Below are 1,490 nucleotides of genomic sequence, written 5' to 3'. Positions count from 1 at the left end.
GGGGGTATCGCCAAGCGGGGGCTGGACACTACGCTGGCGGTCCTTGGCTTGGTGCTGCTGACGCCGTTGATCCTGGCGCTGGTCATCGTGCTGAAACTGACGGATTCGGGGCTGCTGCTCTATGGGCACCGCCGCATCGGCTTTGGGAGGGCGCGAGTTCCGGTGCTGGAAATTCCGCACAATGGTCGTGAACGGCGACACTGTCTTGGAACAGTATCTGCGCAAGCACCCCACCAAGGCGGCGCTTTGGAGCGAACAGCGCAAGCTGGTCGACGATCCCCGCGTCACCCCCTTGGGCGCGCTGCTACGCAACGCTGTTTCTCCCGCATCTGAGTTGCCGCGTGTCACCTGTGTGTTGATTTCTATCCAGAGCGGAGCCGTGGTTCCCATTAAGAATTGAACCTCGGGGATCATCGCTTTACCGCACAGCTGTGAATAGCCCCGAGTTTCTTAGACACCTTCGTGTGTCATCTTCTGCCGCCGTTCGAACTCGACTGGTGACAGCATCCCGTTCCTCGCATGCTTGCGCTTCGGGTTGTAGAACATCTCGATGTAATCGAACACGTCCTGCCTGGCTTCTTCGCGGGTCCGATAGGTTCGCCGTCTGATCCGTTCCCGCTTGAGGAGGTTGAAGAAGCTTTCGGCCACCGCGTTGTCGTGACAGTTTCCTCGGCGGCTCATGGAGTGCTCAAGATTGTGGGCGCGCAGGAAGGCGGCCCAATCCATGCTGGTGAATTGGCTGCCCTGATCGGAGTGGATCAGCACCTTCGCCTTGGGTTTGCGTCGCTAGGGCATTGTTGCAGAACTCTCCCGAGCGAGGATTCCCGCGGGGGCTGCTGTAGGTTAAGCGTCCTGGCATGACGAAGCCCGAGCCTGCCCGCTACCGCACGACGAACTGGAAGTCCTACAATGACGCCCTGAAGCAGCGCGGCTCGCTGCTGATCTGGCTGGACAAGGACATGGCGTGGATGGCGATCAGGGAGGGGCGACCTGGCCGACCGCCCGTGTTCTCCGACGCTGCGGTCCAGTTCTGCTTGATGGTGAAAGTACTTTTTAGCCTGCCGCTTCGGCAAACCACTGGCATGGTGACCAGCATCCTGGCGATGGCAGGGCTCGACTGGCCGGTGCCGGACTGCTCCACCTTGAGCCGCAGGCAGAAGACCCTTGCTGTGCAGATCACCCACCGCCGCAGAGCGGGGTCGCTGAACCTGCTGGTCGACAGCACGGGGATCCAGTTCCTGGGCGACGGAGAGTGGCTGGCGCGCAAGCACGGCACCCAACGCAGGCGCCAGTATCGCAAGGTTCACTTGGCCATGGATACTGCCACCGGCGACATTCGGGCGGTGGAGTTCACCTCAAGCCGCGAAGGTGACAGCCCTGTGTTGCCTGACCTGCTGGATCAGATCCCGCCGGATGAACAGATCGGCACCGTGACCGGCGACGGTGCTTTCGACACCCGGCGATGCCACATGCTCTGCCCCCTGAGAACT

2 protein-coding genes and 1 pseudogene are annotated in these 1,490 nt (G+C 61.6%); 2 read left to right on the top strand and 1 reads right to left on the bottom strand.

The genetic code is table 11. From position 1 onward, the window contains the following. Nucleotides 1–121 precede the first annotated feature (121 nt). The gene (locus TY51_RS24630) at nt 122–400 is read left to right on the top strand and encodes a sugar transferase (protein ID WP_052650350.1); all 279 of its coding nucleotides are present in this window, start codon (nt 122–124) and stop codon (nt 398–400) included. A gap of 50 nt (nt 401–450) precedes the next feature. On the opposite strand, the pseudogene TY51_RS15870 reads toward TY51_RS24630, so the two are convergent. Continuing rightward, nucleotides 451–786: pseudogene (locus TY51_RS15870) on the bottom strand (IS3 family transposase); the annotation flags it as partial. A gap of 71 nt (nt 787–857) precedes the next feature. Between TY51_RS15870 and TY51_RS15865 the strand changes: the two are divergent. Continuing rightward, on the top strand, nt 858–1,490 hold a 633-nt coding region (locus TY51_RS15865; RefSeq protein WP_042251241.1), incomplete at its 3' end, for an IS5 family transposase.

Origin of the sequence: Paracoccus sp. PAMC 22219 (assembly GCF_000787695.1) — a bacterium.
Classification (GTDB): Bacteria; Pseudomonadota; Alphaproteobacteria; order Rhodobacterales; family Rhodobacteraceae; genus Paracoccus.
Note: the sequence above shows the minus strand (reverse complement) of the source record. Positions and strands in the feature narration are given on the sequence as shown.

Coding starts and splice junctions, on each gene's coding strand:
- TY51_RS24630 (WP_052650350.1), top strand. CDS start 122: ATGGGCACCGCCGCATCGGCTTTGGGAGGGCGCGAGTTCCGGTGCTGG.